Annotated in this window: 20 protein-coding genes; 17 read left to right on the top strand and 3 right to left on the bottom strand. The window is 73.8% G+C overall.

Features of this window, described 5'->3' with window-relative positions; translation table 11 throughout:
* Window positions 1-2: 2 nt before the first annotated feature.
* The 4 genes from NYO98_RS14510 (at window position 3) to NYO98_RS14495 (ending at window position 6,517) form a co-directional block, all read left to right on the top strand.
* The gene (locus NYO98_RS14510) at window positions 3-3,923 is read left to right on the top strand and encodes a DNA polymerase III subunit alpha (RefSeq protein ID WP_268112453.1); all 3,921 of its coding nucleotides are present in this window, start codon (window positions 3-5) and stop codon (window positions 3,921-3,923) included.
* Window positions 3,924-4,008: 85 nt separating this feature from the next.
* Window positions 4,009-4,794: a methyltransferase domain-containing protein gene (locus tag NYO98_RS14505; RefSeq protein ID WP_268112452.1), complete on the top strand. Its 786-nt coding sequence runs from the start codon at window positions 4,009-4,011 to the stop codon at window positions 4,792-4,794.
* A gap of 24 nt (window positions 4,795-4,818) precedes the next feature.
* The gene (gene dinB / locus NYO98_RS14500; protein WP_268112451.1) at window positions 4,819-5,988 is read left to right on the top strand and encodes a DNA polymerase IV; all 1,170 of its coding nucleotides are present in this window, start codon (window positions 4,819-4,821) and stop codon (window positions 5,986-5,988) included.
* Between the two features lie 118 nt (window positions 5,989-6,106).
* A complete protein-coding gene (locus tag NYO98_RS14495) occupies window positions 6,107-6,517 on the top strand; it encodes a DUF3040 domain-containing protein (protein ID WP_407673919.1) in 411 nt (136 codons plus the stop codon).
* Between the two features lie 164 nt (window positions 6,518-6,681).
* Here NYO98_RS14495 and NYO98_RS14490 read toward each other — a convergent pair whose 3' ends face one another.
* Genes NYO98_RS14490 through NYO98_RS14480 form a run of 3 tightly spaced genes read right to left on the bottom strand, consistent with a single transcriptional unit; the run spans window position 6,682 to window position 11,313 of the window.
* Entirely contained in the window at window positions 6,682-9,045 is a 2,364-nt protein-coding gene (locus NYO98_RS14490; protein WP_268112449.1) for a transglutaminase family protein, read from the bottom strand.
* Entirely contained in the window at window positions 9,042-10,310 is a 1,269-nt protein-coding gene (locus tag NYO98_RS14485; protein ID WP_268112448.1) for a DUF58 domain-containing protein, read from the bottom strand. Before NYO98_RS14485 ends, NYO98_RS14490 begins: the two co-directional genes overlap by 4 nt.
* Window positions 10,303-11,313 carry an AAA family ATPase gene (locus NYO98_RS14480; RefSeq protein WP_268112447.1) on the bottom strand — a complete coding sequence of 337 codons (1,011 nt, stop codon included), beginning with the start codon at window positions 11,311-11,313 and terminating at the stop codon, window positions 10,303-10,305. Before NYO98_RS14480 ends, NYO98_RS14485 begins: the two co-directional genes overlap by 8 nt.
* Window positions 11,314-11,710: 397 nt before the next feature.
* Between NYO98_RS14480 and mraZ the strand changes: the two genes are divergently transcribed.
* From mraZ to NYO98_RS14415, 13 genes are all read left to right on the top strand, one after another.
* Window positions 11,711-12,139 (top strand): division/cell wall cluster transcriptional repressor MraZ, encoded by a 429-nt coding sequence (mraZ, locus tag NYO98_RS14475; RefSeq protein ID WP_268112446.1) that lies wholly within the window; start codon window positions 11,711-11,713, stop codon window positions 12,137-12,139.
* A gap of 286 nt (window positions 12,140-12,425) precedes the next feature.
* Window positions 12,426-12,587, top strand: a complete 162-nt coding sequence (locus NYO98_RS14470) for a hypothetical protein (RefSeq protein WP_268112445.1) — start codon at window positions 12,426-12,428, stop codon at window positions 12,585-12,587.
* A 4-nt stretch (window positions 12,588-12,591) separates the two neighbouring features.
* Window positions 12,592-13,575, top strand: a complete 984-nt coding sequence (gene rsmH, locus NYO98_RS14465) for a 16S rRNA (cytosine(1402)-N(4))-methyltransferase RsmH (protein WP_268112444.1) — start codon at window positions 12,592-12,594, stop codon at window positions 13,573-13,575.
* Window positions 13,572-14,132: a hypothetical protein gene (locus tag NYO98_RS14460; protein ID WP_268112443.1), complete on the top strand. Its 561-nt coding sequence runs from the start codon at window positions 13,572-13,574 to the stop codon at window positions 14,130-14,132. Before rsmH ends, NYO98_RS14460 begins: the two co-directional genes overlap by 4 nt.
* Before the next feature lie 91 nt (window positions 14,133-14,223).
* Window positions 14,224-15,996: a peptidoglycan D,D-transpeptidase FtsI family protein gene (locus tag NYO98_RS14455; protein WP_268112442.1), complete on the top strand. Its 1,773-nt coding sequence runs from the start codon at window positions 14,224-14,226 to the stop codon at window positions 15,994-15,996.
* A gap of 17 nt (window positions 15,997-16,013) precedes the next feature.
* Entirely contained in the window at window positions 16,014-17,576 is a 1,563-nt protein-coding gene (locus NYO98_RS14450) for a UDP-N-acetylmuramoyl-L-alanyl-D-glutamate--2,6-diaminopimelate ligase (protein ID WP_268112441.1), read from the top strand.
* A complete protein-coding gene (locus tag NYO98_RS14445) occupies window positions 17,573-18,988 on the top strand; it encodes a UDP-N-acetylmuramoyl-tripeptide--D-alanyl-D-alanine ligase (protein WP_268112440.1) in 1,416 nt (471 codons plus the stop codon). The genes NYO98_RS14450 and NYO98_RS14445 overlap by 4 nt, the downstream gene beginning before the upstream one ends.
* Window positions 18,985-20,097 carry a phospho-N-acetylmuramoyl-pentapeptide-transferase gene (gene mraY / locus NYO98_RS14440; RefSeq protein ID WP_268112439.1) on the top strand — a complete coding sequence of 371 codons (1,113 nt, stop codon included), beginning with the start codon at window positions 18,985-18,987 and terminating at the stop codon, window positions 20,095-20,097. Before NYO98_RS14445 ends, mraY begins: the two co-directional genes overlap by 4 nt.
* Window positions 20,090-21,634 (top strand): UDP-N-acetylmuramoyl-L-alanine--D-glutamate ligase, encoded by a 1,545-nt coding sequence (murD, locus tag NYO98_RS14435; protein WP_268112438.1) that lies wholly within the window; start codon window positions 20,090-20,092, stop codon window positions 21,632-21,634. The genes mraY and murD overlap by 8 nt, the downstream gene beginning before the upstream one ends.
* 30 nt (window positions 21,635-21,664) lie before the next feature.
* Window positions 21,665-22,975 (top strand): putative lipid II flippase FtsW, encoded by a 1,311-nt coding sequence (gene ftsW / locus NYO98_RS14430; protein WP_268112437.1) that lies wholly within the window; start codon window positions 21,665-21,667, stop codon window positions 22,973-22,975.
* An 11-nt stretch (window positions 22,976-22,986) separates the two neighbouring features.
* Window positions 22,987-24,066, top strand: a complete 1,080-nt coding sequence (gene murG, locus NYO98_RS14425) for an undecaprenyldiphospho-muramoylpentapeptide beta-N-acetylglucosaminyltransferase (RefSeq protein WP_268112436.1) — start codon at window positions 22,987-22,989, stop codon at window positions 24,064-24,066.
* Window positions 24,063-25,475 (top strand): UDP-N-acetylmuramate--L-alanine ligase, encoded by a 1,413-nt coding sequence (gene murC, locus NYO98_RS14420; RefSeq protein ID WP_268112435.1) that lies wholly within the window; start codon window positions 24,063-24,065, stop codon window positions 25,473-25,475. The genes murG and murC overlap by 4 nt, the downstream gene beginning before the upstream one ends.
* The gene (locus NYO98_RS14415; RefSeq protein WP_268112434.1) at window positions 25,476-26,318 is read left to right on the top strand and encodes a cell division protein FtsQ/DivIB; all 843 of its coding nucleotides are present in this window, start codon (window positions 25,476-25,478) and stop codon (window positions 26,316-26,318) included. It begins immediately after the preceding gene.
* The last annotated feature ends 137 nt before the right edge of the window (window positions 26,319-26,455 follow it).

Here is a 26,455-nt window from a genome sequence, read left to right as displayed (position 1 = left end):
AGGTGTCCTCAGACCCGTTCGTCCACCTCCACGTCGCCTCCGGGTTCTCCCTGCGGTACGGCGCGTCGCACCCGCACGTGCTCGTCGACCGGGCCGCGGAGCACGGCATGGACACCCTCGCCCTGACCGACCGTGACGGCACCTACGGCGCGGTGAAGTTCGTGGGTGCCGCACGCCGGGCCGGCATCCGCCCGGTGCTGGGGGTCGACCTCGCCCTCGCCCCGGCCGCCGGCGTGGGCCTCGGCGCACCCACCGGTGGCGGGGCGGTCCGCGACGGTGGTCACCCGCCGCACCGTCGTACGCCCGCGCGCGGCGGGGTGGCACGCGACGTGTCCCTCCACGGCGGCGGCAGCGCGCGCGTCACGTTCCTCGCGACGGGCCGGGCGGGATGGGCGGCGCTGTGCCGGATGGTGTCGACGGTCCACCTGTCCGGGGAGCGCGGTCGACCCGTCGCCACGCTCGAGCTGATCGCTCCCCACCTCGCAGGCGGTGACCTCCTGGTGCTGCTCGGGCCGTCCTCCGAGCTCGGCGCGGTGGCCACCCGGCGCCGCGACGACCTCGGACCGCGGGTGCTCGCACGCTGGCTGGAGGTGGTGCCGCGCCACAACCTGCTCGTCGAGCTGGTGTCGCACCGCCTCGGCGGGCGCGGCGGCTCCTGGGGGCCGGGCACGTCCGCCCACGCCGCACGGATGGCGGGCCTCGCACGCCGTGCCCGCATCACGACGGTGCTCACCAACGCGGTGCGCTACACCGACCGCCTCGACGCGCCCACGATCGACGTCCTCGACGCGGCGCGCAGGCTGGTGCCACTGGGCTCGGCCGGGTTGCGCGACGTGGGGCCCGACGGGAGTCGTGGCAACGCCGAGGGGTTCCTCAAGTCCGGCAAGCAGATGCACGACGTGGCCGAGGAGATCTGCCGCATGGCGGGGCTGGGTGACGGCGCGCAGGAGGCGAGGCGGTTGCTGGCCCGCACGAGGGCCGTCGCGGACCGGTGCGCGCTCGACCCGCGCACCGACCTCGGCATCGACGAGGTCCATTTCCCGGAGCTCGAGCTCCCCGAGGCGGGTCCGCATCGCACGGCCGACGACCTGCTGCGGGCCCGGTGCGAGGCGGCGATCGGCCCGCGCTACGGCGCCGCGCCGCGCATGCGCATCTGGACGAGGCTCGACGACGAGCTCGAGACCATCCGGACCCTGGGCTACGCGTCCTACTTCCTCACTGTCGCCGAGGTCACCGACCTGATCGGCGAGCTGGGCGTCCGTCGCGCCGCACGCGGTTCGGGCGCCGGCAGCCTGGTCAACTACCTGCTCGGGGTCTCCGGGGTCGACCCGATCCGCCACGGCCTGCTGATGGAGCGGTTCCTCTCGCCGCTGCGTGCCTCGCTGCCCGACATCGACGTCGACGTGGAGTCGGCCCGGCGGGAGGAGGTCTACCGCGCGATCCTCGACCGCTTCGGCGGTGAGAGGTGCGTGACCGTCTCGATGATGGACACCTACCGCGTCCGCCACGCCGTCCGCGACGTCGGCGCCGCCCTCGGCATGCCGCCGGGGGAGGTGGACGCGATCGCCAAGGCGTTCCCGCACATCCGTGCGCGCGACGCCCGATCGGCGCTCCGCGACCTGCCCGAGCTCCGGGCCAGCGGGCTCGGCGACGGTGAGCTCGACCGCTTCTTCGGCCTCGTCGAGCGGCTCGACGGCCTGCCGCGCCACATCGCGATGCATCCCTGCGGGGTGCTCCTCTCCGACATGACGCTGCTCGACCGCACGCCCGTCGAGGCCTCCCACGCGGGCTTCCCGATGAGCCAGTTCGACAAGGACGACGTGGAGGAGCTCGGCCTGCTCAAGCTCGACGTGCTCGGCATCCGGATGCAGTCGGCCATGGCCCACGCGGTCGCCGAGGTGCGCCGCGTCGACGGGGTGCACGTCGACCTCGACGACGAGTCGCAGGTGCCGTTCGACGACCCGACCACCTACGACCTCATCAGCAGCGCCCGGACACTGGGGGTGTTCCAGATCGAGTCACCGGGCCAGCGCGAGCTCGTCGGCAAGTCGGGCATCGAGACCTTCGACGACATCGTCACCGACATCTCGTTGTTCCGCCCGGGTCCGGTCAAGAGCGACATGATCACTCCCTACCTCGAGGCCAAGCACGGCTGGCGCGACGTCCACTACCTTCACGACGACCTGCGCCCGATCCTCGAGGGCACGCGCGGCGTGGTGGTCTTCCACGAGCAGGTGATCGAGATCATCGCGAGGTTCGGCGGTGTCTCCTTCGCCGAGGCCGACGAGAAGCGCCGCGCGCTCGGGACCACCGATGGGATGGCCGCGACCAGGGCGTGGTTCCTCCCGCGGGCGCTGGGCCAGGGCTACGACCTGGCACTGGTCGAGCGTCTGTGGACGGTCCTCGAGGCCTTCGCCTCCTTCGGCTTCTGCAAGGCCCACGCAGCGGCGTTCGCCCTGCCGACCTACCAGTCGGCGTGGCTGAAGGCCCACTGGCCGGCCCACTTCCTGGCGGGGGTGCTGACCCACGACCCGGGCATGTACCCCAAGCGCCTGATCCTCGACGACGCTCGCCAGGTCGGGGTCGGCGTTCGCGGCCTCGACGTCAACGCCAGTGCGCCGACCTACGTGGTCGAGCGCGGCGACGCCGGCGGCGGGCGTGCGGACCATGCGATCCGGCTCTCGCTCACCGACGTGAAGGGGATCAGCGCGGCCGAGGTGGCCCGCATCGTCGAGGCCCGCGAGGGCGGCCGCTACGTCTCGCTGTCGGACTTCTTCCACCGGGCGCGCGTCTCGCGGCCCACCCTGGAGCGGCTGGTGCTGGCGGGTGGGTTCGACGGCGTGTACGGCATCGCGACGGGCGAGCAGGCCGTCGACCGGCGTGGGCGGGTGACGCGGCGCGACCTGCTGCTGCAGGTCGCAGAGCTCGACCTCCACGCGCGGCTCCTAGACCGGGCCTCACGGGCGCGTGGGCGCGGCCCGACCAGGAGGAGCGTGCCGTCGACGACGGCGACCACCGCCGCCACCGACGCCGCTGCCCGCAACAGCACCGACCCCACGGTGCGGGCCGGGGCCGGGGCGACCGAGCGGCACGCCCTCGCCGACGCCGGCGTCTGGGCGCAAGCCTCCGCGCAGTCCCAGGCGTCCCGGCCGGTGGTCGGGGCCGAGTCGGTCCAGCTCACCCTGACGCTGGGCGACGAGCCCGGCCGAGCGGGCGAGCGGCCCACCGGGCTGCCGGAGATGACCCCGCTGGAGCGGATGCGCGCCGAGCTCGAGATCCTGGGGCTCGACGTCAGCCAGCACGCGATCACGCCCTACGCCTCGCTCCTCGACGCGCTCGGGGTGACGCGCAGCCGCGACCTGCTGCGGCGGCGCAGCCGCTCGGAGCTCCTCGTGGCCGGTGTGAAGGTCGCGACCCAGACCCCGCCGATCAGGTCGGGTCGGCGGGTGGTGTTCCTGACCGTCGACGACGGCACCGGCCCGGTGGACGCGACCTTCTTCGACGACGCCCAGGGGCCCTACGCCGCGACCGTGTTCTCGTCCTGGCTGCTGCTCGTGCGCGGCGAGCTGCGGCGCACCGGCCGCCGGGGCGTGTCGGTGCGGGCCACGGGTGCGTGGGACCTGACGGCCCTGCACGCCCTCTGGCAACGCGCCCGCACCACCGACGAGGCCCTCGACCGGGTGCGCGCCGAGCTCGCGCGAGGGCCCGAGCCCGTCGGCCACGACGCAGGCGGGCCGACCGGGAGGACGCTGGTGCACTCCAGCGGCTTCCGGCTCTCGCCCTACGCCGACGTCGCGCCGGCAGGTGATCCCGCCCGCGACGTCGGGCGCAAGCTCGGTGCGGACACCGGCCCCGGCCCCCGGACCGGCGAGGAGCCGCTGTCCCGCACGCTGTGGCACCGCAGTCCCGGGAGCCCCGGATGAGCACGACCACCGGTCCGACCCGGAGCCGTCCCGGTCCGTGCGGCCGCGGCGGGATGCCGCGCGTCGAGCCACTAGGGTGGCGCCCATGGCCCAGCCGACCGCGAGCTCCTCTGCCAGCGAGCGCCGCCAGTCCGTCCGCAGCGGCGTGGCCTGGGAGGGCGTACGCCGCCTCGTGGAGTCCGGCGACACCGCCGACGGGCGGCGGGCCCGGATCGTCGACATCGGTGGCGGCACCGGCGGCTTCGCCGTCCCGCTCGCCGAGCTGGGCCACACCGTCCAGGTCATCGACCCCAGCCCCGACGCCCTCGCCTCGCTCGACCGCCGCGCCCGCGAGGCGGGCGTCGCCGACCGGGTCACCGGCCAGCAGGGTGACCTGTCCGACCTGCGCGACCTCGCCGACGAGGCCGACCTGGTCCTCTGCCACGGCGTCCTCGAGATGGTCGACGACCCGGCGGCCTCCCTCGCCTCGATCGCCGACGTGCTCCGTCCCGGTGGCCACCTCAGCCTCCTCGTCGCCCAGCGGCACGCCGCCGTGGTGGCGCGCGCCATGGCGGGCCACTTCCAGGCCGCCCGCGAGCTCCTCGACGACGTGCCCCCCGGTGCGGCCGGTGCGGGCGACGCCTCCGCCGGCCCGGTCGGGCGTGGTGGCCGACGGTTCACCCACGACGAGGTCGTCGACCTCCTCGCCGCGGCCGGCCTGCACCCCGAGTCGGTCCACGCCGTCCGGGTCTTCGCCGACCTGGTGCCGGGCAGCCTCCTGGACCTCGAGCCCGGTGCGACGGCCGCGCTCGTCGAGCTCGAGAGGGCCGTGGCCACCCGCCCGGAGTACCTCCCGCTCGCTGCGCAGCTCCACGTCGTCGCGCGCCGCTGACCCGCGTCCCCTCGGGGGCGCGCGGTGACCGACACCCCGCTCCTCCACGTCGACATGGACGCGTTCTACGCCTCCGTCGCGCTCCGCGAGCGACCCGACCTGGTCGACCAGCCGGTCGTCGTCGGCGGCAGCGGCCGAGGCGTCGTCCTGGCCGCCAACTACGTCGCGCGCCGCTACGGCATCCGCTCGGCGCTGCCGATGACCCGCGCGCGCCGGCTCTGCCCGCACGTGGTGGTGCTCCCGCCCGACTACGAGACGTTCACCAGCGTCTCCGCCTCGGTGATGGAGACCTTCCGCGACGTCACCCCGGTGGTGGAGGCGATGTCGCTCGACGAGGCGTTCCTCGACGTGCGCGGCGCGACCCGGCGTCTCGGTGAGCCCGCCGACATCGCCGAGCGCCTCCGCGCCACCATCCACGACGAGCAGGGCATCACCTGCTCCGTCGGGGTCGCGGCGTCCGTCTCGGTGGCCAAGGTGGCGAGCCGGCGCGCCAAGCCCGACGGCGTGGTGGTGGTGCCACCGTCCGAGGTCACCTCGTTCCTGCACCCCCTCGACGTCGGCGAGCTCTACGGCGTGGGGGAGAAGACCCAGGCACTCCTGCACCGCTTCGGCCTGCTCACGGTCGGCGACGTCGCCCACACCCCGCTGCAGACCCTGCAGCGCGCCGTCGGCGACCACCTCGGCCGACAGCTCCACCACCTGGCCTGGGGGACCGACCGCAGCGACCTGGCCCCGACCGCAGGACCGCACGAGCCGGAGCGGTCGATGGGGGCCGACGAGACCTTCGCGCGCGACACCGACGACCGCGACGTGATCGTCCGCGAGCTGCTGCGGCTCTCGGCCCGGGTCGCGGGCCGGATGCGGGCGGCCGGGGTGGCCGGCCGCACGATCACCCTCAAGGTCCGCTTCGCCGACTTCACCACGATCACCCGCTCGCGCACGATGCCGGAGGCCACCGACGTCACCGTCGAGGTGCACCGTGCGGTGACCCGCCTCTACGACGCGCTCGGCCTCCAGCGGGCCCGCCTGCGACTGGTCGGCGTACGGGTCGAGGGGCTGGTGCCGCGGGCGACCGTGCACCGCCAGCTGGTCCTCGGGGAGCCCGAGCACGGGTGGGCCGAGGCCGACCGGGCAGTGGACCGCGCGACGCGCCGGTTCGGGTCCGCGGCCGTCCGTCCGGCGAGCCTCGTGTGACGTCCGCCCCTGCGCGGGGGTGAATTTTCCGGGGACGCCTACCGTAGGTGGTGACGGGTGCCTAGACTCGGACCAGAGGTGAGGAGGAAACGTGGAGCTCTCCGAAGAAGAACTTCGAATGCTCGAGCAGATGGAGCGCGCTCTCGTCGAAGAGGACCCCAAGCTCGCCTCCACCTTGCGCGGCACCTCGTTCCAGCGCGCCGCACGTCGCCGCATGATCCTCGGCGGGGCGATCCTCCTCGTCGGCATCGGCCTCCTGGTCGTCGCGGTGCTGCTCGACCTCTCCGCCGTCCTGCAGACGATCACCGGTGTCCTCGGCTTCGTCGTGATGCTCGCCGGCGCGATCCTGGCCCTCACCTCCGCGCGCAGCCCCGGCCGGGCGAAGCCGAAGGTGCGCGCCTCGGGCCGCACCGGCTTCGGCGTCGTCGACGGCGGGCGCCAGCACCGTCCTGGTCGTCAGCGCTCCGGGAGCCCCTTCATGGAGCGCATGGAGGAGCGGTGGCGCCGCCGCCGCGAGCGCGGCCTCTGACCCGATCGCACCCTGATCGCTCGCTGGTCGCAGGCTGACCAGCCCGGTCGCACCTCATCGCCCGGTCCTCGGACCGGGCGTTCGTGCGTCCGCGGCAGGTGACGCGCCGGCGTACGACGGTCCGCGCACCCACCGCGACCGGCCGCGTGCGGCGCCCGCGCGGCTCAGCCGACGAGCTCGTCGACCGTCCGGGCGGACTCGTGGTCCGGGGTCGCGGTGGTCGTGGCCCGGCGGGCACGGGGTCGCCACGACCTCGGGCGTCCCACCACGGATGCCGGCCACCACGCCGCGCGGCGGGCCTCCCGCGAGGTCACGCCGGCAGCGAGGGACTCCTCCACGAGCTCGAGGTCGCCGGCGAGGTGGCTCGCGGTGAAGCGCTCGGGGTCACGGGCGTAGCGGCTGCGCTCGATGGCGGAGACGAGACGGTCGAGGGCGTGGGCCGCCTCGGGAGCCTGTTCGCGACCGCGGCGCGGGCGGTCGGGTCGCGAGCCGTCGCGGACCGGCGTGGCGAGCAGGTGGCCGAGCCACTCGCCGGCGCGCCGGGGCGAGCGGCCAGCCGGCCAGGCGTGGCCCAGGTCGAGCGCGACGTCGCGCAGCTCGACCCAGAGGTCCTCCACGTCGCCGTCGAGGCGGCGCCGGCGACGCGCGGCGCGGACCAGCCGGGGCGTCAAGAGCAGCAAGACCACCAGCGCCAGCCCGACGACGCCCGCGAGAACCGGCACCCAGGGGAAGGACGAGGCGCTGCTGTCGTCGCTGGCCGCGGCCGCATCGGCCTCCGTGCCGCGCTCGGGAAGGTCCTCGGCGCGAGGAGCGGCGCTCGGCGTCGGCGTCTCGGTGACGTCGGCGAACCGGGCCTCGGTGTAGTCCGGGGGCTGGCTGGCGCGGGACTGCGGGGTGGGCTCGAAGCGGACCCAGCCGGAGCCGGGGAAGTAGAGCTCGGGCCACGCGTGCAGGTCGCGCGAGGAGAACTCCCACGAGCCGTTGGTGGCGCGCTCGGGCTCGAGGAAACCGACCGCGACGCGGCTCGGGATGCCGAGGATGCGCGCCATGATCGCCATCGACGCGGCGAACTGCTCGCAGTAGCCGACCCGGTCGTTGAGGAAGGCGAGGAGGTCCGCGCTGCCGTCGCCCGCGGACGGCACCTCGCTGAGGGAGTAGCGGAAGCCGCCGTCCTCGCGGAACCACTGCTGCAGCACCTGCGCCTTCTGGAAACGTGTGGGTGCGGAGGCGGTGATGCTCGCCGCGAGCCGCCGGATCTCGTTGTTGAGGGTGCTGGGCACCTCGGTGAAGATCCCGGCGACCGACCCGGCGCCGGAGACGGCGGAGTTCATCCGCTCGGCGTCGTAGGTGAGCTGGACGCCGGTGAAGTCGTAGGTGGTGTCGGCCGTCGTGACGCCCTCACGGGCGGCGATCACGTCGCGCGTGTCGAGGTCGTAGCGCCAGTCGCTGCCGGCCGCGATCCGCGTCGTCTGCGCCGCGGTGGGCAGCCACGTCGAGGCAAAGTCGGGCCCGACGCGGACGTCGTACTTGAACTCGCGGCGCCGCACGTCGAGGTTGACGCCGTCGAGCGGCGGCAGCGCACCGGTCGCGGCCTGCGACTCGGGGATCTCGCGATCCCCCGGAGTCCACTGCGACCCGCTGAACCGGGACAGCACCGAGATGCGGAGGTAGGTCGGCTTCGGCCCGAGCGTCGTGACCCACAGCAGCGGGACGTCCTCGCCGCGGCGCAGGTCGCGGCGCAGGTCGACCATCGGGTCCTGCACCTCCACCTCACGGGTCCCGGGTCCGTTGCCCTCGAAGACGCTCATGCTCATCGTGGGCACGGCGACCGGTACGACGACGGCCAGGGCGATGGCGGTCGCGCCGAGCGCCAGCGCGGTGTTGCCGATCGCGCCGGTGCGGACCGAGAACGAGCCCTTCTCGCCGTCGGGGGCGCGGCCCCAGTTGGTGACGTGGTCGCTGTGCTGGATGAAGACCAGGGCGAGGAACAGGGCGGCCGCGACGGCGAACAGCCACCACGACACCGAGTTGCCGGTGACGGCGACGGGCAGGGTGTAGGCGGCGAGCAGCACGAGGCCGGCCACCGGCGCGCGGCGCATGGTGCAGGCGACCAGGTCGACGAGCAGCACCACGAGCGTCCCACCGATGAGGAGCAGGGGGTGCACCGGCGGGACGCCGGACTGCACGGGGGCGGCGTAGCTGCGCGAGGTCTCCAGTGCGTCCGCCAGTGCGGCCGTGAAGAGGTCGACGTTGGCCGGCGTCGGGACGGGCGAGCCGGTCGTGGTGCCGAGCACGAGGAGCCCGCCCAGCACGAGCTGGCCAGCGACGATCACGAGCGCCGGGAGGCGGCTCCAGCGCGCCACGGCACCCGCGCCGCAGACGACGACCCCGATGAGGAGCAGGGGGATGGCGACCTCGCCGAACCCCTCGGTCAGCACCCGCCACGACAGCACGGTCGTCCAGGCCGCGAGCAGGGCGATGCCGGCGATGCGCAGCTGGTGGGGGAGCGTGCTCCACGAGGCCCTCATCGCGCGACTCCTGCCGGGGCGATCGCGCGGCTCTGCATCAGGCCGAGCTCCTGCCAGGCGGTGTCGAGGCGGTCGCGCGGGCCGAGGGTGACCGAGCGCCACCCGGTGGAAGTGAGGTGCGCGGACGCACCGATCCCCGGCTGCACGGGGAGGTGGGGAGCCCAGGCGTCCACGTCGAGCGCGATGGCGAGGCTGGACGAGGCGTGGTGCTGCAGGCGCCGGAGGAACGGCAGGTCGGGCTCGCCCAGCCCGCCGAACACCCCGATGGTGAGACCACCGTGTCCCGGCTCGGCCAGCCACTGCGTGTCGGGCGCGGCGGAGTGGTCGAGCTGGACGACGGCGAGCGCCTCGAGCAGCGGGATCGTGCTGGCCTCGGCGGTGTGGGAGTGCCACTCGGTCTCGCGGCTGTCGCCGGAGGCGGTGACGAGACGCACCGTGTAGCCGTGGTGGGCGAGGTGGATCGCGATCGACGCGGCCGCGGACACGGCGCCCTCGAGCGAGCTGGCGGCGCCCTGACCGCGGTGGGCGATCCCGCGGTTGTCGAGGAAGACGGTCGCCCGCGACTGCCAGGGCTGCTCCTCGCGGCGCACCATCAGCTCACCGACCCGGGCCGAGCTGCGCCAGTGGACGCGGCGCAGGTCGTCGCCGCGCCGGTACTCACGGACCGTGACGTCCTCCGCGCTGCCGGTCGCGAAGGCTCGCGGACGGTTGTCGCCGGACCCGGTCCACGCCCCTCCCAGCGGGATGCTGGGGAGCGGGATGGTGCGCGGCGTGACGGTGAGGCGCGTCGTGGCGTGGAACGTGCGGCCGAGCTCGACGAAGCCGAACGGGTCGGTCACCCGCACCGACATCGGGCCGATCTCGAACTGTCCGCGCAGCTCGGAGCGCACCTGGTACGTCGCATGGCGGCGCCACCCGTGCCCGAGGCCCTCCAGCACGAAGCGCGGGCGGGTGCCCAGGACGTACGGGAGACGCTCCTCCAGCAGCAGCACGCCGGTGGGGGTGCGCGACTCGTTGGCGACGGCGAGCTCGACGGTCGCGGGCTGGCCGGCGACGACGATCTGGGGCGTGACGGTGCGGACGAGCGAGAGGCGGTAGCGGGAGCGACCGACCCACCAGGCGGTGAGCAGCGGCAGCACCGCCACGAGCACACCGATGCGCACCACGGACGAGTGCCCGACCACGATCGCGGCCACCACGGTGGTGATCCCGGCCGCCAGGAACGCCCGTCCGCGGACGGTCAGCGCAGCGAGGGCCTCACGCACGGCTGCCGCGTGGGAGCGAGGTGGAGCCGGGCGCCGAGGGGACCGGCACCGACTCCACGATCCCGGAGAGGATCGCGGCGGTCGTGCGCCCGCTCATCGTCGCCTCGACGTTGGGGAGCAGGCGGTGGGCCAGGACGGGGGAGGTGATGCCGTGGATGTCGTCCGGCAGGACGTAGTCACGCCCCTGCGTGGCGGCGACCGCCTTGGCCGCCCGCACCAGGTGGAGGGTCGCCCGCGGTGAGGCGCCGAGGTGCAGGTCGCCGCTGGCCCGCGTCGCCGTGGTGAGGGCGACGGCGTAGCGCTGCACGGCCGAGGACACGTGCACCCGGCCGACGATCTCGATGACCTTGCGGATCTCGCCGGCGTCGGTGACCGGCTCGAGGTCGTCGAGCGGGTTGTGGGCGGTGTGGCCCTCGAGCATCGCGATCTCCGCCGACTCCACGGGATAGCCGACCGAGACGCGCGCCATGAAGCGGTCGCGCTGTGCCTCGGGGAGGGCGTAGGTGCCTTCCATCTCGATCGGGTTCTGCGTCGCGATGACCATGAAGGGCTTCTCGAGCATGTAGGTCGCGTTGTCGACCGTGACCTGGCGCTCCTCCATGGCCTCGAGCAGGGCGGACTGCGTCTTGGGGGAGGCGCGGTTGATCTCGTCGCCGACCACGATGTTGGCGAAGACCCCGCCGGGGCGGAACTCGAACTCGCGGGTGTCCTGGTTGAAGACCGAGACGCCGGTGACGTCGGAGGGCAGCAGGTCCGGGGTGAACTGGATGCGCCGCACCGAGCAGTCGATGCTGCGGGCCAGGGCCTTGCTCAGCTGGGTCTTGCCGACGCCGGGCACGTCCTCGATGAGGAGGTGGCCCTCGGCGAGGAGGACGACCAGGGCGGCGTTGACGACGTCGGGCTTGCCCGCGATGACGCGCTCGATGTTCTGGCGTACGGCGCCGGTCACCCGCCGCACGGTGTCCAGGTCGGGCGCCTGCCCGGAAACCCCAGTCGTCGTCACGTTGTCCGTCCCCTCGTGCGTGCTCGTCACCACGGTATGTGGTGCGCGCAACATACCCGCCCCGCTCGGCCGGCGCGGCTCCCTGCGTCGACCGTCCCCCACCCGGGGGACCCGTCGTCCCCCACTTCGCTCCACCACCGGCGGCCCGTTCTCCCCACCGGCGCTCCACCCGGGCCCTGCTGAGCGTGGATCAGGCGTGAATCAGGCGTGAATCAGGCGTGGTCCGGGCGTGGACCGGCTCGGTCCGGTCCATCGAGGCCGGCGCCCAAGAGCCGCTGGCCGGGCCAAATTGCCGCGTGAAACACCCCGGATCTGGTTGACGGTGGTGTGAAGTGGGGTACTGTGGTGCGAAGTGGGGGACAGGGTCGATCTGCCCGCCGAGCAGGGGAGGTGCCGGATGTTCTTCGGCACCTACACGCCCAAGCTCGACGAGAAGGGGCGGCTCTTCCTCCCGGCGAAGTTCAGGGACGAGCTGACGGAGGGACTCGTGGTGACCAGGGGTCAGGAGCGCTGCCTCACCGTCTGGTCCATGGCCGACTTCGAGAAGCTCACCGACCGGCTCCGCGAGGCGCCGGTCACGCAGAAGAACACCCGCGACTACGTCCGCATGCTGTTCGCCGCCGCCAGCCAGGAGGTGCCGGACAAGCAGGGACGCATCAACATCCCCGCACCCCTGCGGGAGTACGCCTCGCTCCGCAAGGAGTGCGTCGTCATCGGGTCGATGAACCGGATCGAGATCTGGGACCCGACCGCCTGGGCGACCTACTCCGAGGAGCAGGAGCAGAAGTTCTCCGAGCTCAGCGACGAGGTCTTCCCCGGCATCTGAGGCCAGCACCACCCCGCACCACCCGGCACCACCCGGCACCACCCGACAACTCCACAGCTGACATCGCGACCCGTATCACCAGGTCTCGAGCCCGCTCCTCGCGTGGCCATCTGGGGCACTTCCCCGGCACCAGAGGGCTTTTCCCCTTCGCAGGGGAGCGGGCAGGGACCTGGTGCGGCGGCTCGCCCCGTGCCACACGACGGGGAGTGTCAGCCGCACCGCCAACGCAGCAGGACCCAGCAGCACCCAGCCAGCACATCCGCAGCACACCAGTGGGGTCGAGACCATGAGCACCACCCAGCCCGTGGGACGCACGGCAGCAGCACCGCCGCTGCGGGTCCGCGACCAGGCGCGCGAGGCGGCGGCCCTGATCGCCTTCTCGGCCGCCACGGCCTGCGGGCTGGCGCTGGCGCTGCTGCTGCTGACCCACCTGGGCTCCCAGGGCTGAGCAGATGACGACTCCCCGCCACGCCCCGGTGCTCCTCGACCGGGTCGTCGCCCTGCTGGCGCCTGCGCTGGAGGCACCCGGCTCGGTCTACGTCGACTGCACGCTGGGCCTCGGCGGCCACAGCGAGGCGGTCCTCGAGCGCCTCCCGAACGCCCGGGTGATCGGCATCGACCGCGACCCGGCCGCCCTGCAGATGTCGCGCGAGCGGCTCGCGGCGCACGGTGAGCGCTTCACCGCCGTCCACGCGGTGTACGACGAGCTGCCCGAGGTGGTGGGCTCGCTCGGGCTCGACCACGTCGACGCCGTGTTCTTCGACCTCGGGGTCTCCTCGATGCAGCTCGACGTCCGCGAGCGCGGCTTCGCCTACGCCGAGGACGCGCCGCTCGACATGCGGATGGACCCGACGACCGGCCGCACCGCGGCCGAGCTCCTCAACACCGCCACGGCCCAGGAGCTGACCCGCATCCTGCGGGAGTACGGCGAGGAGAAGTTCGCGAGCAGGATCGCCCGCGAGGTCGTCCGCCGTCGCGAGTCGACGCCGTTCACCACCAGCGCCGACCTCGTCGAGCTGCTCTACGCGACGATCCCCGCGCCGGCACGTCGGACGGGCGGCCACCCGGCCAAGCGCACGTTCCAGGCGCTGCGGATGGCGGTCAACGACGAGCTCGCCGTGCTCCGCCGGGCCATCCCCGCGTCGATCGAGGCCATCGGGGTCGGTGGCCGCGTGGTCGTGGAGTCCTACCACTCGCTCGAGGACCGGCTGGTCAAGCGGGCCTTCGCCGACGCCACCCGGCTCGACGTGCCGCCGGACCTGCCGTTCGTGCCGGAGGGCGCCGAGCCGGCCCTGCGGCTCGTCACCCGCGGTGCGGAGCAGGCCGACGATCACGAGATCGCCGAGAACCCCCGAGCAGCCTCCGTCCGCCTGCGCGCCGTCGAGCGCGTCCTCCCGTCCTCGTCCTCTCCCTCTTCCCCAGGAGCCGCCCGATGAGCAGTCCCGCCCTCCAGCCCCGGACCCGGGTCACGCGGATCGCCCAGGAGGCGGTCGACAAGGCCCGTCTGACCGTCGTGCCGCGCGTGCGGACCCGCGCCCCCCGCGTGCCGTTCGTGACGCTCGTGAGCCTGGTCCTCGTCGGCGGCATCGTGGGACTGCTCCTGTTCAACACCTCCATGCAGCAGGCGTCGTTCACCGCCTCCGCGCTCGAGACCGAGGCCGACACCCTGGCCGCCCGCGAGCAGACGTTGCGCATGGAGCTCGACGAGCTCCGCAACCCGCAGCGCGTGGCGACCGAGGCCCAGGCGATGGGCATGGTGATCCCGTCGGCCCCGGTGTTCCTCGACCTCGAGACCGGCAGGACCACCGGCGAGCGGACGCCCGCCACCCGGGAGAACGCCATCCAGCTGCAGCCGCCGGCGCCGATCAAGCCGGCGATCCTGGCGCCCGAGCCGACGTACGTCGAGGTGCCCGCCGCGCCGACCGTCGAGGAGCAGGCCGCGACGGACCCCGGCGTGGCGAACGCCAAGCCCCGCAAGTCGCGCAACCGCTGACGGCGCGGTCACGCCGTTCGGCGCCACCGCGCGCCTAGATTGTCGAGCAGGTCGGACCCAGCCGGGAGCCGACCGGGAAATGAGGAGACCAGTGCCGAGCACCCGCACCAGGCGTGGCGCCTCGCGCGGCGCGCCGATGCTGCGACTGCGCATCGGGTTCGTCCTCATCGCGATCGTCCTCTCCTTCTTCGGGGCCAGGCTCGTGCAGCTCCAGGGTGTCGACCCCCGCTCCTACGCCGTGCGCGCGGCCGCCGAGGGCGCGGTCCGGGTGCCGCTCGTCGCCGAGCGGGGCGACATCCTCGACCGCAACGGCGTACCCCTCGCCGACTCGGTCAAGGGCAAGATGGTGATCGCCGACCCCGACCTGACGGCCGACCGCGCTCCCGAGCTCGCCCGGCTGCTCTCCGACCGGCTCTCCGTCGACTACTTCAAGACCCTCACCGCGCTGCGTGGCCGCAAGGAGGGCAGTCGCTACGAGTACGTCGCCCGCCGGGTGCCGAGCACCCTTGCCGGCGACACCCTCACCGAGCTCGACGAGGCCGGGTTCACCGGGATCAGCCTCCAGGACGACCCGATCCGCTCGTACCCCTCCGGCGACGTCGCCGCCAACCTGCTCGGCTACATGGGCACCGACGAGCCGCTGGGCGGCTTCGAGCGCACCTTCGACAAGCAGCTGGCCGGCGTCGACGGCGAGGCGACGTGGCAGTCCAACTCCGGCAAGGGCGTGCGGATCCCGCTGCGCGAGAGCACGCTCAAGGCCGCGCAGAACGGTGCGCCGCTGCGCACGACCATCGACCGCGACCTCCAGTGGTTCACCCAGAAGGTGCTCGCGCAGTCGGTGCGGCAGTACCGCGCCGAGAGCGGTGCCGCGGTCGTGATGGACACCCGCACCGGCGAGATCCTCGCGCTCGCCGACGTGCCGACCTTCGACGCCAACGCGCCGACCGAGGCCGACGAGGACGATCTCGGCTCGCGCGCCATGAGCGACACCTACGAGCCCGGCTCGGTGGAGAAGGTGCTCACCGCCGCCTCCCTGATCGACGCCGGCAAGGCGTTCCCGCGCCAGCGCTTCAAGGTGCCGCCGAGCCTCGCCCGCCAGGACCGGGTCATCGGCGACTGGTTCGACCACGGCACCATCCGGCTCACGCTCGCCGGCATCATCGCCAAGTCCTCCAACATCGGCACGGTGCTCGCCGCCGACGCGTTCTCGCCGGTCGAGCTGGTCTCCTACCTGCAGAGGTTCGGCCTCGGTCAGCGCACCGACGTCGGGGTGCGCGGCGAGACCCCCGGCATCCTCACGCCGGGTGAGGCGATGAGCTCGCAGACCAAGGACCGCGTCGCGTTCGGCCAGTCCCTCTCGGTCAACGTCGCCCAGATGGCGGCGGCCGTGAACACGGTCGCCAACGGAGGCGTGCGCGTGTCGCCGAGCCTGATCGCCGGCTCCGCGGTCACCGACGACGGGGTCACCGTCGGCACCGACGTCGCCACCCGCACACGGGTCGTCAGCAAGCAGGCCGCCCGCGCCACTGCCCGCATGATGGAGAAGGTCGTCGACCCCGAGGACGGCGTCGCGCCGGCGGCGCAGGTGCCGGGCTACCTCGTGGCCGGCAAGACCGGCACCGCCCAGCGGGTCGCCAGCGACGGCACCGGCTACGACGGCAGCACCTCGGTGTCCTTCGGCGGCTTCGCCCCGGCCGACGACGCGCGGTTCACGGTCTACGTCGTGGTCCACGCCCCCAAGGTCGACGGGGGCGGCGGCTCGATCGCCGGGCCGGTGTTCTCCCGGATCATGGGCTACGTCCTGGGCCGCTACGGCGTCGAGCCGACCGACGGCAAGCCGTCGCGCCTGCCCGTCGAGTGGTGACTCGATACGCTCGGGCGGTGCACGAGCCCGTGAGTGCGACGCGTCCGCAGCAGTCCCCGGCGACCCCTGCGACCGAGCTCGCCGACTGGCTCTCGACGATCACCGACGTGGCCGTCCACGGCGACCTCGACGTCGCCGTTTCCGGCATCTCGCTGAGCACCGCCCGCGTGCGACCCGGTGACCTGTACGCCGCCCTGCCGGGCACCCGCGCCCACGGTGCGGACTTCGCCGCGCAGGCCGTCGAGGCAGGGGCGGTCGTCGTGCTCACCGACGCGGCCGGCCTCGACCGGATCCTCCCGGGCACGCCGGCGCTCGTGGTGGCGGACCCGCGCCGCGTGCTGGGGCGGCTCGCCGCGCACGTCTACGGGGACCCGGCCACCGCCCTGCGCGTCATCGGCGTCACCGGCACCCAGGGCAAGACCACCACGACCCGGGTGCTCGAGCAGGGCCTCACCGAGGCCGGTGTCACCTCGGCGGTCATCGGCACCAACGGCACCCGGATCGCGGGCGCGGACGTCAAGACGCCGCTCACCACGCCGGAGGCGCCCGACCTGCACGGCCTCTTCGCGGTGATGCGCGAGCGCGGCGTCGACACGTGCGCCATGGAGGTGTCCAGCCACGCGCTCGTCCTCGGCCGGGTCGACGGCGTCGTGTTCGACGTCGCGACCTTCCTCAACCTCGGGCGCGACCACCTCGACTTCCACGCCGACCTCGACGACTACTTCGCCGCCAAGGCCGGCCTCTTCACCCCGGAGCGGGCCCGCGTCGGGCTGACCAACGTCGACGACGAGTTCGGCCGTCGCCTCCTCGAGGTCGCCAGCATCCCCATGTCGACGTACTCCTCGCGCGGCGCGGACGCCGACTGGCGGGCCGTCGACGTCGACCTCACGCCCGGCGGCGCCAGCTTCACCGTCCTGGGTCCCGACGTCGAGCTGCGCGCGCAGATCCACGTGCCGGGCGAGTTCAACGTCTCCAACGCGCTCGCCGCCATCGCCTCGGCGGCGCTCGCCGGGCTCGACCCGCGAGAGGTGGCCGACGGCATCGCCCGGGTCGGCGGGGTCCCGGGCCGGCTCGAGCAGGTCTCGGCCGGGCAGGACTTCACCGTGGTCGTCGACTACGCGCACAAGCCCGACGCCCTCGAGGCGGTGCTGGCGACCCTGCGACCGCTGACCGACGGGCAGCTCCTGGTCGTGGTGGGTGCCGGCGGCGACCGCGACACCGTCAAGCGCCCGGTGATGGGCGAGATCGCCGCACGGCTCGCCGACGTCGTGGTGGTCACCGACGACAACCCCCGCACGGAGGACCCCGCGTCGATCCGCGCCGCCGTCCTCGCCGGGGCCCGCGGTCCTGCCGAGGTGGTCGAGGTGGGCGACCGCCGGCTCGCGATCCGCGAGGCCGTGCGCCGCGCGCGCCCCGGCGACGTCGTGCTGGTCGCCGGCAAGGGCCACGAGACCGGACAGGAGGTCGGGGACGTGGTGCACCCGTTCGACGACCGCGAGGTCGCCGCCGAGGAGGTCCGCGCGCTCGCGCAGGACCACCGCGCCGCCGACGACGCCGACCGGGCCGGAGGAGACGCATGATCGAGATGACCCTCGACGAGGTCGCCGCCGTGGTCGGCGGCACGGCCCACGGCGAGGCGGTGGTCACCGGTGGCGCGTTCGTCGACACCCGCACCCCGGAGGCCGGCGGCCTCTTCGTGGCCGTGGCCGGCGAGCGGGTCGACGGCCACGACCTGGCGGCTGCCGCCGGGCACGCCGGCGCCGTGGCGGTCCTCGGCACCCGGCCCACCGGGCTGCCGACCGTCGTGGTGGACGACGTCACCGTCGCACTCGGGCTGCTCGCGCGTCACGTCGTCGACCGCCTCCCCGAGGTCGTCGTCCTCGCGATGACCGGCTCGCAGGGCAAGACCGGCACCAAGGACTACCTCGCCCACCTGCTGTCGGAGTCCGGGCCGACGGTCGCGACGCGCGGCAACTTCAACAACGAGCTGGGAGTGCCGCTGACCGTGCTGCGGGCGACCCCCGACACCCGCTACCTCGTCGTCGAGATGGGGGCGCGAGGAGTCGGGCACATCGCCGAGCTGTGCGCGATCGCGCCGCCCCGGGTCGCCGCCGTGCTCAACGTCGGCACCGCCCACATCGGCGAGTTCGGCAGCCGGGAGGCGATCGCGCGCGCCAAGGGCGAGATCGTCGAGGCACTGCCCGCCGACGGCACCGCCGTGCTCAACGCCGACGACGAGCTCGTCGCCGCGATGGCCCGGCGCACCGCGGCCCAGGTGGTCACCTTCGGCGGGCCGACGGACGGCCGCACGCCCGACGTCGCCGTCAGCGAGGTCACCGTCGACGAGCTCGGCCGGCAGTCGTTCGAGCTGGCCCACCGCGGGTCCGGCGCCACCGTGCACCTCGCGCAGGTCGGCGCCTACCAGTGGCGCAACGCGGCCGCGGCCGCCGCGATGGCCCTCGCCGCGGGACTCGACCTCGACACCGTCGCCGACTCGCTCGCCGACGCCGTACCGGCCAGCCGGTGGCGCATGGAGCTGACCGAGCGCGCCGACGGGCTCGTCGTCCTCAACGACGCCTACAACGCCAACCCCGAGTCGATGCGGGCCGCCCTGGAGACCCTCGCGGGCATGGGGACGCGCACGGGCCGGCGTACGGTCGCCGTGCTGGGCCAGATGCTCGAGCTCGGCGACGGGGCGGCCGAGGCCCACCGTGGTGTCGGTGAGTACGCCGCCCGGGCCGGGGTCGACGTGCTGGTGGCCGTCGGCGCCGACGCGGCCGGCATCGCGCAGGGCTACGACGCGGTCGCCGGGGCCCCCGGAGGCGGGGGAGTGACCATCACCACGGCGGGGCGTGACGAAGCGTCCGACTGGCTGCGGCACAATGTCTCGGCTGCTGATGTCGTCCTGGTGAAGGCATCGCGGGGGGCGGCGCTGGAACTGATCGCCGACGACCTCCTCTTCGGGAGCGGCAAGGAAGGAAGCACCACATGAGAGCCATCCTGTTCGGAGGAGGGCTCTCCCTGCTGATCTCCCTTCTCGGCACGCGCTACGCGATCCGGTTCTTCACGCGCCAGGGGTTCGGCCAGCCGATCCGCGACGACGGCCCGACCACCCACCACGTCAAGCGCGGCACGCCGACCATGGGCGGCGCGGTCATCGTGCTGGCCACCGTCATCGGCTACCTCGCCGCGAAGCTGATCACCGGTCAGTGGCCGTCGGCGTCGGCCATGCTGCTGCTCTTCCTGCTCGTCGGGCTGGGCGGCGTCGGCTTCCTCGACGACTTCCTCAAGGTGAGCCGCCAGCACAACCTCGGCCTGCGCAGCCGCGCCAAGATGATCGGCCAGACCGTGGTGGCGGTGGTCTTCGGCTTCCTCGCGCTCTCGCCTGCCCTCGAGGACGAGCGGGGGTGGACCCCGGCGTCCCACCACCTGTCCTTCATCCGCGACTACGAGCGGTTCACGCTGCCGACGATCGTGGCGATCCTGCTCATCTGGGTCATCGTCACCGGCGCGAGCAACGCGGTGAACCTCGCCGACGGCCTCGACGGCCTCGCGACGGGCGCGAGCATCCTCGTCTTCGCCGCCTACACGCTCGTCAACATCTGGCAGAACAGCCAGTCGTGCGCGCTGGAGGCCGGGCCCAAGTGCTACGAGGTCCGCGACCCGCTCGACCTGGCGGTCATCGCCGCGGCGCTCACCGGTGCGTGCTTCGGCTTCCTCTGGTGGAACGCCTCGCCGGCGCAGATCATGATGGGCGACACGGGCTCGCTCGCCCTCGGTGGCGCGATGGCCGGCTTCGCGATCATGACCCGCACCGAGCTGCTCCTGCTGATCATCGGCGGCCTGTTCGTCGTCATCACCCTGTCGGTGATGATCCAGGTGTCGGTCTTCAAGGTCAGCCGGGCCAGCGGGCTGTTCCGCAGCATCTTCAAGGTCCAGCCGGGCCACCGCGTCTTCCGCATGACGCCGCTGCACCACCACTTCGAGATGCTCGGCTGGGAGCAGGTGACCATCGTCATCCGCTTCTGGATCGTCACCGGGCTCGCCGTCGCCACGGGCCTCGGCATCTTCTACGCCGAGTGGGTCGCCGGCGTTGGGTGAGCGGACACCGGGCGGGGTCGACGTCGACGGGCTGGGCCGCACCAGCGACTGGTCCGGCGTGCGCGTCGTGGTCGCCGGGTTCGGCGTCTCCGGCTTCGCCGCCGCCGACAACCTCCTCTTCCTGGGTGCGCAGGTGACCGCGCTCGACGAGTCCACCAGCGACGAGAAGGCCGAGAAGGCCAAGCTCCTGGAGACGCTCGGCGCGACCGTCCGGCTCGAGCCCGGCGCGACCGACGTGCTGCCCGACGACGTCGACCTCGTGGTCACCTCGCCGGGCTGGAGGCCGACCGCCCCGCTGCTCGCCCAGGCCACCGGCCGCGGCATCCCCGTGTGGGGCGAGGTCGAGCTCGCGTGGCGCCTGCGCGACCCCGAGGCCCCCGCGCCGTGGCTCGCCGTCACCGGCACCAACGGCAAGACCACGACGGTGCAGATGCTCCAGTCCATCCTCACCGCCGCCGGCCTCCGTGCCGTCGCCGTCGGCAACGTGGGACTGCCGATCGTCGAGGCCGTGATGGACCCCGAGCCCTACGACGTCCTCGCCGTCGAGCTCTCCAGCTTCCAGCTCCACTACACCCGCTCGATGGCCGCGGAGTCGGCCGTCGTGCTCAACATCGCCGAGGACCACCTCGACTGGTACGACGACGAGCCGGGCGCGGGGACCGACCCGGGCGCCCGGACCGGCATGCAGGTCTACGCCGCCGACAAGGCGCGGATCTATGCCGGCGTGCAGCGGGCCTGCGTCTACAACCGCGCCGACCCCGCCACCGAGGACATGGTCCGCGAGGCCGACGTGGTGGAGGGCGCGCGAGCAGTGGGCTTCACCCTCGGCACGCCGGCCCCGGGCGACCTCGGCGTCGTCGAGGACCTCCTCGTCGACCGGGCGTTCATCGAGGAGCGCGCGACGAGCGCGGCCGAGCTCTGCACGCTCGGCGACCTCGCCTCGCCGGCGCCGCACTTCGTCGCCAACGCCCTCGCCGCGGCCGCGCTGGCGCGGGCGCACGGTGTCAGCCAGCAGGCGGTGCGCGACGGGCTGCGGGCGTTCCGGCCCGACGGCCACCGGATCGCCCACGTCGCCGAAGCCGACGGCGTGACCTGGATCGACGACTCGAAGGCGACCAACCCGCACGCCGCCCAGTCGTCGCTCTCCGCCTACGACAACGTCGTGTGGGTCGCTGGCGGCCTGGCCAAGGGCGCACGGTTCGACGACCTGGTGGCCGCGGTGGGGGACCGGCTGCGCGGCGTCGTCCTCCTCGGCCGGGACCGGCAGGTCGTGGCCGACGCTCTTTCGCGACACGCGCCCGATGTGCCGGTCATCGATGCGGGTGCCGACGAGACTGGGGCTCCGATGGAGCGCGTGGTCGACGCGGCCGCCGGGCTCGCCAGGTCCGGTGACACGGTGTTGCTCGCGCCGGGCTGCGCCTCCATGGACATGTTCGCCAACTACGGCGCCCGCGGTGACGCGTTCGCGGCCGCCGTGCACGCCCGCATCGCACGCACCACCCAGCCCGACACGCCGGACCAGACCGACAGCGACTAGCAGCCACCGACCCGAGGGGAGCCGCGACGCATGACCACCGCGAACCCCGGAGGAGTGGGGCTCGACGTCGGACCGGAGCCGGGGGCCGGGACGCAGGCCGAGCCGGGCGCGGGTGTGGCGCCGGTCGGGCGCGCACCGCTCGGGTCGGGCCTCGTCGCCGGCTGGCGCTCGGTCCGCGAGGCCCTCGACAAGCCCCTGGCGTCCTACTACCTGCTGCTCGGGTCGTCGGCCCTGCTGCTCACCATCGGCCTGATCATGGTGCTCAGCGCCTCCAGCGTGCGGGCGTACCTCATCTACGACGACTCCTACGCCGTGGTCAAGCGCCAGCTGATGTGGGTCGCGCTCGGCCTGCCCGCCGCCTGGGTGGCCTCGCGGATCCCGGTGCGCCACGTCCGCAGGCTGGCCTACCCGGGGTTCCTGCTGGCGCTCGTCCTGCTCGGGCTCGTCGCCCGTTTCGGCGTGCTGATCAACGGCAACAAGAATTGGCTCGCGCTCGGCCCGGTCAGCATCCAGCCCGCGGAGATCGCCAAGCTCGCGATCGTGCTGTGGGCCGCCAACATCTACGCCCACAAGGAGCGGCGCCTGCGCGAGCTGCACCACCTGCTCGTGCCGGTCGTGCCCGGGCTGTTCGCCGTCATCGCCCTCGTGCTGGTCGGCCGCGACCTCGGCACCGCGATGGTGCTCGCGGCCATCCTGCTCGGGATGCTGTGGGTCGTCGGGGCGCCACTGCGGCTCTTCGGGCTGAGCCTGTCGGTGCTCGGTGTCGCAGCCGTCGCGCTGGCCGCCACCGACCCCGAGCGGCTCAACCGCATCACCCACTTCACCGACCCCTTCAAGGACTACACCGACGCGGGCTGGCAGCCCGCCCACGGGCTCTACGCCCTGTCCAGCGGCGGCTGGTTCGGGCAGGGGATCGGCGCGTCGACGCAGAAGTGGGGCGACCTGCCCGAGGCCCACACCGACTTCATCTTCGCCGTCCTCGGCGAGGAGCTCGGCCTCGTCGGCACGCTGCTGGTGATCGGTCTGTTCTTCACCATCGCCTACGCCGCGGTCCGCGTCGCCCTCAGCACCGAGGACCCGTTCGTCCGCTACGCCACCTTTGGCATCGTGGTCTGGCTGCTCGGCCAGATGATCATCAACGTCGGCATGGTGCTCGCCGTCCTGCCCGTCATCGGCATCCCGCTCCCGATCGTGTCCTACGGCGGCTCGGCGCTGCTGCCCTCGCTCGTGGCGCTCGGCCTCGTGATCGGCTTCGCGCGCCGGGAGCCGGAGGCCGCGGCGGCGCTGGCGGCACGCCGTCGCAACCGCTCCGCCGGTCTGTCCGCGGGTCACGCTCGCTAGATTTGCCCCCGATGCGCGTACTCCTCGCCGGCGGCGGCTCCGCCGGCCACACCTCGCCCCTGCTCGCCACCGCCGACGCCCTGCGCCGGCTCGACCCGGCGACCGAGGTCACCTGCCTCGGCACCCGCGAGGGCCTCGAGTCCCGCCTGGTCCCCGAGGCCGGCCTGCCGCTGGAGTTCGTGCCACGGGTCCCGCTCCCGCGTCGCCCCGGCCCCGACCTGTTCCGTACGCCGACCCGGCTGCGCGCCGCCCGCGCGGCCGCGCTCGAGGTGGTGGACCGGGTGCGCCCCGACGTCGTCGTCGGCTTCGGCGGCTACGTCTCGGTCCCCGCCTACCTCGCCGCCCGCAAGCGCGGCGTGCCGATCGTGGTCCACGAGGGCAACGCGATCCCCGGCATCGCCAACAAGCTGGGCGCGCGCATGACGACCCACGTCGCCACGAGCTTCCCCGGCACCGACCTGCCCCGCGCGGTCTGCACCGGCCTGCCGATCCGCCGGCTGATCTCCGCGATGGACCGCGGTGCGCTGCGGTCCGAGGCCCTCGCCGCGTTCGGCCTCCGCGGCGACCTGCCGACGCTGCTGGTCACGGGCGGCTCGCAGGGGGCAGCCCGCATCAACGCGGCGGTCTCCGGCGCCGCGCCCGCCCTCGCCGCGGCCGGCGTGCAGGTGCTGCACGTCGTCGGACCCACGCACGAGCTCGACGTCGCGTCGGGGGTCGTGCCCTACGTCGTGCTCAACTACGTCGACCGGATGGACCTCGCCTACGCGGCCGCCGACGCGGTGCTGTGCCGCTCGGGCAGCAACACCGTCACCGAGGTCTCGGGCGTGGGCCTGCCCGCGATCTACGTGCCCCTGCCGATCGGCAACGGCGAGCAGGCGCTCAACGCCCGCCCGGTCGTCGACGCCGGCGGCGGGCTGCTCGTGGCCGACGCCGCGCTGACCCCGGAGTGGGTCGCGGCCAGCGTCCCCGGTCTGCTGAACGACGCCGAGCGGCTCGCGACCATGGGGGCCGCCGCGACCGGCGTCATCCCGCTCGACGCCGACGAGAAGCTGGCCCGGATGGTCCTCGACGCGGGGGGCTGGCGCGCGTGAGGATCCCGGTCCCCGACGAGGTCCTGCCCGCGGCCGAGCTCGGACGCGTCCACTGCGTCGGCATCGGCGGCGCCGGCATCTCCGCCATCGCCCGCATCATGGCCCGGCGCGGCGTCAGCGTCACCGGCAGCGACGACCACGACACCCCGTTCCTCCCGGCGCTGCGCGAGCTCGGCGTCACCTGCCACCTCGGCTACGACGCCGCCCACGTCGGTGACGCCGACACGCTCGTCGTGACGACCGCGGCGCGGGAGGACAACCCGGAGGTCCTCGAGGCGCGACGCCGCGGCCTGCGGATCCTGCCCCGGTCCGCAGGGCTCGCGGCGGTGATGGCCGGCTCGCGCGTCCTCGCCGTGGCCGGCACCCACGGCAAGACGACGACCACGGGGCTGCTCACCTCGGCGCTGCTCGCAGCCGGGGTCGATCCGTCGTACGCCGTCGGGGGCGTGCTGACCGCCACCGGGCGCAACGCCGACGCCGGTGCCGACGACCTGTTCGTCGCCGAGGCCGACGAGAGCGACGGCGCGTTCCTGCACTACCGGCCGCACGCGGCGATCGTGACCAACGTCGAGGCCGACCACCTCGACAACTGGGGCACGGAGGAGGCCTACCACCGCGCCTTCGAGGACTTCATCGCCACGATCGACCGCGACGGGTTCCTCGTCTGCGTGGTCGACGACACCGGGGCCGGGCGGCTCGCCGGCCTGGCGCGCGAGCAGGGCCTCGACGTCGTCACGGTGGGGGAGTCGACCGGGGCCGACGTGCGCATCCGCGACCTCACGCTCGACGGGTCCACCTCGTCGTGCCGCGTCACCCGCGGCGACGACGACCTCGGTCAGCTGCGGCTGCGCATCCCTGGACGCCACTACGTCCTCGACGCGGTCGCGGCCCTCGCGACCGGTCTGCGCCTCGGCCTGTCCTACGACGCCCTGGCCGAGGGCCTCGCCGGCTTCACCGGCACGGGCCGTCGGATGGAGCTCAAGGGCGAGGTCGCCGGCGTGCGCGTCTACGACTCCTACGCCCACCACCCCGTCGAGATCCGCGGCGACCTCGAGGCGGCCCGCGCGCTCGCCGGTGACGGCCGCGTCGTCGCCGCCTTCCAGCCGCACCTCGTCTCGCGCACCCGCATCTTCGGCGAGGCGATGGGCCGTGAGCTCGGCGCCGCCGACGAGGTCGTCGTGATGGACGTCTACGTCGCCCGCGAGGACCCCGACCCGGAGGTGACCGGCCTGCTCGTCGCCGACGCCGTGCCCCTGCCGGTCCAGCACGTGACCTACGTCGACGGGCTCGGCGCCGCCGCCCAGGCCCTGGCCGAGCGCGCGCGCCCGGGCGACCTGGTCATCACGCTCGGCGCGGGTGACATCACCGGCGTCGGACCGCGGGTGCTCGACCTGCTCGGGGGTGCCTGAGTGGACCGCGAGGCTCCGGAGCGCGGCGCGGCGGGCGGCGTCACGAGCACCGGCGTCGACCGCGACGCCGCGCCCGGCACACCGGGCGCGGACGACGAGCCGCGCAGGGAGGCTGCGGCGACGCGCCGGACGCGCCGCCGCTTCGCCCGCCGCCAGTGGGCCCGGCGCTGGCTCTCCCTGCGCTACGTCCTGGCGCTGCTGCTGGTCCTCGCGCTGCTGGGCACGTCGGTCTACCTGGTGTTCTTCTCCGCCACCCTGCAGGTCAAGCGTGTCGAGGTGGTCGGCAACAGCCTGCTGAGCGACGGGCGCATCCGCGAGGTGGCCGACGTGCCGGTGGGTGAGCAGCTCGCCCTCGTCGACCTGGATCGCGCGGACGCGCGGGTCGGGTCGCTCGCCGAGGTGCAGTCCGTCGACGTGACCCGCACCTGGCCCGACGCCGTACGGATCGCGGTCGTCGAGCGCACCGCCGTGGCCGTCGTCGAGCTGGCCGGCAGGCTCCGCGGGCTCGACCCCGACGGCGTCGTGTTCCGCGACTACAAGACCGTCCCCAAGGGCATGCCGCGCGTGCGCCCCGGCGCCGGCGCCGGCACCGACGCGCTCCGCGAGGCCGCCACCGTCGTGTCGGCGCTGCCGGACGACCTCGTCACCCGCGTGGACCACGTCGAGGTCGCCACGGTCGACCAGATCACCCTCGTCATGCGCGACCAGCGCCAGGTGCTGTGGGGGAGCGCGGAGGAGTCGGAGCTCAAGGCGCAGGTGGTCGACAAGCTGCTGGCCGCGCAGAAGGCGCCGTTCTACGACGTCAGCGTCCCGGGCAACCCGACCTACCGCACCACCCCCTGACCGCCCGGTCGCGGGTGGCGCGTCAGAAATTCTTTGCCGACACGCGGCCGATGGGCGTGTCCGCCCGGGAATCGTGCTCGCTGGTGCCTACTGTTTCGCGAAAGGCGAGGTTGACATAACTATAACCCTCAGGCTCA

It is taken from the genome of Nocardioides pini (assembly GCF_026712185.1).
Lineage (GTDB): Bacteria > Actinomycetota > Actinomycetes > Propionibacteriales > Nocardioidaceae > Nocardioides > Nocardioides pini.
The sequence above is the reverse complement of the archived record's forward strand: the minus strand, read 5'-3'. Positions and strand labels throughout refer to the sequence as shown.

What these genes read in the sequence shown, in the direction of transcription:
- murG (WP_268112436.1), top strand. Translation starts at nt 22,987, where the DNA reads ATGCGCGTACTCCTCGCCGGCGGCGGCTCCGCCGGCCACACCTCGCCC.
- NYO98_RS14460 (WP_268112443.1), top strand. Translation starts at nt 13,572, where the DNA reads ATGAGCAGTCCCGCCCTCCAGCCCCGGACCCGGGTCACGCGGATCGCC.
- NYO98_RS14490 (WP_268112449.1), bottom strand. Translation starts at nt 9,045, where the DNA reads ATGAGGGCCTCGTGGAGCACGCTCCCCCACCAGCTGCGCATCGCCGGC.
- NYO98_RS14505 (WP_268112452.1), top strand. Translation starts at nt 4,009, where the DNA reads ATGGCCCAGCCGACCGCGAGCTCCTCTGCCAGCGAGCGCCGCCAGTCC.
- NYO98_RS14470 (WP_268112445.1), top strand. Translation starts at nt 12,426, where the DNA reads ATGAGCACCACCCAGCCCGTGGGACGCACGGCAGCAGCACCGCCGCTG.
- NYO98_RS14495 (WP_407673919.1), top strand. Translation starts at nt 6,107, where the DNA reads ATGCTCGAGCAGATGGAGCGCGCTCTCGTCGAAGAGGACCCCAAGCTC.
- rsmH (WP_268112444.1), top strand. Translation starts at nt 12,592, where the DNA reads ATGACGACTCCCCGCCACGCCCCGGTGCTCCTCGACCGGGTCGTCGCC.
- ftsW (WP_268112437.1), top strand. Translation starts at nt 21,665, where the DNA reads ATGACCACCGCGAACCCCGGAGGAGTGGGGCTCGACGTCGGACCGGAG.
- mraZ (WP_268112446.1), top strand. Translation starts at nt 11,711, where the DNA reads ATGTTCTTCGGCACCTACACGCCCAAGCTCGACGAGAAGGGGCGGCTC.
- mraY (WP_268112439.1), top strand. Translation starts at nt 18,985, where the DNA reads ATGAGAGCCATCCTGTTCGGAGGAGGGCTCTCCCTGCTGATCTCCCTT.
- NYO98_RS14445 (WP_268112440.1), top strand. Translation starts at nt 17,573, where the DNA reads ATGATCGAGATGACCCTCGACGAGGTCGCCGCCGTGGTCGGCGGCACG.